Raw genomic sequence first — 3,469 nt, 5'->3', positions numbered from 1 at the left:
ACAACATCGGCGGCGATGCCTGGTCCTCGCGCATCCTGCTCGAAGAGATGGGTCTGCGCGTGGTCGCCCAGTGGTCCGGCGACGGCACCCTCTCCGAGATGGAGCTGACCCCCAAGGTCAAGCTGAACCTGATCCACTGCTACCGCTCCATGAACTACATCTCCCGTCACATGGAAGAGAAGTACGGGGTGCCGTGGATGGAGTACAACTTCTTCGGCCCGACCAAGATCGCCGAGTCGTTGCGCAAGATCGCCGCCTTCTTCGACGAGACCATCCAGGCCAACGCCGAGCAAGTCATCGCGAAATACACGGCCGAGTACGAGGCGATCATCGCCAAGTATCGCCCGCGTCTGGAAGGCAAGCGAGTCATGCTCTACGTCGGCGGTCTGCGTCCGCGCCACGTGATCGGCGCCTACGAAGATCTGGGCATGGAAGTGGTCGGCACCGGGTACGAGTTTGCCCATAACGACGACTACGACCGCACCATCAAGGAGATGGGCAACGCGACCCTGCTCTATGACGACATCACGGGCTACGAGTTCGAAGAGTTCGTCAAGAAGGTCAAGCCCGACCTGATCGGCTCCGGCATCAAGGAGAAGTACATCTTCCAGAAGATGGGCATCCCCTTCCGCCAGATGCACTCCTGGGATTACTCGGGTCCGTACCACGGCTACGACGGCTTCGCCATCTTCGCCCGCGATATGGACATGACGATCAACAACCCCTGCTGGAAGCAGATGCAGGCGCCTTGGCAGCAATCCGCTGATCAAGAGGCCGCACCGCTGGCCGCCAGCGCCTGATCTCGAGCCTCCGGCCTCCAGCCGTCAGCCACCCGCCTTTTGTCGCCGGCATTCCGCTGGAGGCCGGCGGCTGGAGGCTGGCGGCTCGAAAAAGACACCGAACTCAGTCCCAAGCATGTCGACGTCCGCAGATTAGCGGCGCGGCAGGAGCACACTCATGAGCCAGACCATCGACCAGATCAAACCCAGCTATCCCTTGTTCAGGGATGCCGATTATGTGGAGAACCTTGCCAAAAAGCAGGGCGGCGTGGAAGAGCGCCACTCCGACGAGAAGATCGAAGAGGTCTTCCAGTGGACCACGACCAAGGAATACCAGGAGCTTAACTTCAAGCGTGAAGCCCTGACCGTCAACCCGGCCAAGGCCTGTCAACCGCTCGGCGCCGTGCTGTGCGCGCTCGGGTTCGAGAAGACGCTCCCCTACGTGCATGGCTCGCAGGGCTGTGTGGCCTATTTCCGCACCTACTTCAACCGTCACTTCAAAGAGCCGATCGCCTGCGTGTCCGACTCCATGACGGAAGACGCGGCTGTCTTCGGCGGCCAGAAGAACATGATGGACGGCCTGGAGAACGCCCGTGCGCTCTACAAGCCCGAGATGATCGCCGTCTCCACGACCTGCATGGCCGAGGTCATCGGCGACGACCTCAATGCCTTTATCGGCAACGCTAAGAAGGAAGGGTTCGTCCCGGAGGAATTCCCGACCCCGTTCGCGCATACACCGAGCTTTGTGGGCAGCCACACGACCGGCTGGGACAACATGTTCGAAGGGATCATCCGCTATTTCACGATCAATGCCATGGACGACAAGGTCGTCGGCTCCAACGGCAAGATCAACCTGGTCCCGGGCTTCGAGACCTATCTCGGCAACTATCGCGTCATGCACCGCATGATGAAGGAGATGGGCGTCGACTACAGCCTGCTGTGCGACCCGACCGAGGTGCTCGACACCCCGGCCGACGGCGAGTACCGCATGTACGACGGCGGCACCAGCATCCCCGAGGTGAAGGACGCCCCGAACGCGATCGACACCCTGCTGCTGCAGCCCTGGCAGTTGCCGAAGACGCGCAAGTTCGCCGAGATCACCTGGAAGCAGCCGGTCAACCACATCAAGATCCCGATGGGTCTGGAGTGGACCGACGAGTTCCTGATGAAGGTCTCCGAGCTGACCGGCAAGGCAATCCCCGAGTCGTTGACCAAGGAGCGCGGTCGTCTGGTCGACATGATGACCGACAGCCACACCTGGCTGCACGGCAAGAAGTTCGCGCTCTACGGCGATGCCGACTTCGTGCTCGGGATGGTCAAGTTCCTGCTCGAGCTGGGTGCCGAGCCGACGCACATCCTCTGCAACCACGCCAACAAGCGTTGGAAGAAAGAGGTGGAAGGCGTGCTCGCCTCCTCGCCCTACGGCAAGGAAGGCAAGGTCTACACCAGCTCGGATCTCTGGCACTTCCGCTCGCTGTGCTTCACCGACAAGCCGGACTTCATGATCGGCAACAGCTACGGCAAGTTCATCCAGCGCGACACCCTGCACAAGGGCAAGGAGCATGAGGTCCCCTTGATCCGGATCGGCTTCCCGATCTTCGATCGGCACCATCTGCATCGCATGACCACCATGGGTTACGAGGGTGCCATGTACATCCTCACCACCCTGGTCAACGCGGTCCTCGAGCGTCTGGACGACGAGACCCGCGAGATGGGCGTGACGGACTACAACTACGACCTGGTGAGATAGTCCCGCTCGGGCGGCGCGGTGCGCCGCCCGAGGGCTGGACGTTCGGCAGACCTAGTCAAGACGACGAGAGGCAACCCACTGATGCCCAATGTGATGATTCGAAAAAACGACGCGGGAGATCTGCTCTTCTACGTTGCGAAAAAAGACATGGAGGAGACGATTGCCTCCGTGGAATTGGATGATGCCGAACAATGGGGCGGAGAGGTGGAGCTGACGGACGGGTCGCGTTGGTATATCGACCCGATCAGCCCGCCCCCCGCATTTCCGACGACGCTGCGCTTCAAGCGCGGCGACGATTGATCAGGAGAATCGACATGGCCCTGAAAATAGTACGTGAGCTCTGCACCGCCTGCGGCGACTGCGAGCCTTTGTGCCCGACCCAATCCATCACGGCCTGGAAGGGTGTTTACCGGATCGATGCCGCCACCTGCAGCGAGTGCGAGGGCGACGGCGAGCCCGGCGTGCCGCAGTGTCTCGATGCGTGCATGGAAGAGGACTGCATCGTCCCGGCGTGATCATCCATCGAGCAGCCACACGCCAAACGAACCCCGCACGTAGGATGGGTAGAGCATAGCGAAACCCATCCTCCAAACTCCAGTGTCGGCAGGTCCGAACCCGACCGGTCGGTGCTGCAGCTTATCTGTGGGTTTGGGTGGCGGGAGGATGGGTTTCGCTATGCTCTACCCATCCTACGGTTGGTCTGCGGCGCGATCGTATTGTCTTATCGCTTACGGGCGGCTTAACTTCGCATCAGACTGGGTCTAATCCGATGTCAAACGACTCTCTTACCGACGATATCGCCCTGCGCATCGGCCTGGCCGCCCGCACCCTGCCCGATCCGGATCCGGCGCGCCTCATTCGCGTCCTCGCCGACGCCGTGGGCCTGCCGCCCACTGCGACGACGCTGGACGCCTTGCGGGTGAAGGATCTCAAGCAGGCA

5 protein-coding genes are annotated in these 3,469 nt (G+C 61.4%); all 5 read left to right on the top strand.

Annotated features, from left to right (window positions below; genetic code table 11):
* Positions 1-800, top strand: an 800-nt coding sequence (locus tag GPT33_RS18095; RefSeq protein ID WP_296811860.1) for a nitrogenase component 1, incomplete at its 5' end; no start/stop codon positions are given.
* Positions 801-957: 157 nt separating this feature from the next.
* Positions 958-2,529, top strand: a complete 1,572-nt coding sequence (gene nifK, locus GPT33_RS18090; RefSeq protein ID WP_296811857.1) for a nitrogenase molybdenum-iron protein subunit beta — start codon at positions 958-960, stop codon at positions 2,527-2,529.
* Positions 2,530-2,610: 81 nt separating this feature from the next.
* On the top strand, positions 2,611-2,829 hold the full coding sequence (gene nifT / locus GPT33_RS18085; protein ID WP_093187901.1) for a putative nitrogen fixation protein NifT: 219 nt from the start codon (positions 2,611-2,613) through the stop codon (positions 2,827-2,829).
* Positions 2,830-2,843: 14 nt separating this feature from the next.
* Positions 2,844-3,044: a 4Fe-4S binding protein gene (locus tag GPT33_RS18080; protein WP_296811850.1), complete on the top strand. Its 201-nt coding sequence runs from the start codon at positions 2,844-2,846 to the stop codon at positions 3,042-3,044.
* Between the two features lie 254 nt (positions 3,045-3,298).
* The coding region (locus GPT33_RS18075; RefSeq protein ID WP_296811863.1) for a dinitrogenase iron-molybdenum cofactor N-terminal domain-containing protein at positions 3,299-3,469 on the top strand (171 nt) is incomplete at its 3' end.

It is taken from the genome of Thiocapsa sp. (assembly GCF_011390875.1).
In the GTDB taxonomy this organism is placed as follows: domain Bacteria; phylum Pseudomonadota; class Gammaproteobacteria; order Chromatiales; family Chromatiaceae; genus Thiocapsa.
The sequence above is the reverse complement of the archived record's forward strand: the minus strand, read 5'-3'. Positions and strand labels throughout refer to the sequence as shown.

What these genes read in the sequence shown, in the direction of transcription:
- nifK (WP_296811857.1), top strand. Translation starts at nt 958, where the DNA reads ATGAGCCAGACCATCGACCAGATCAAACCCAGCTATCCCTTGTTCAGG.
- nifT (WP_093187901.1), top strand. Translation starts at nt 2,611, where the DNA reads ATGCCCAATGTGATGATTCGAAAAAACGACGCGGGAGATCTGCTCTTC.
- GPT33_RS18080 (WP_296811850.1), top strand. Translation starts at nt 2,844, where the DNA reads ATGGCCCTGAAAATAGTACGTGAGCTCTGCACCGCCTGCGGCGACTGC.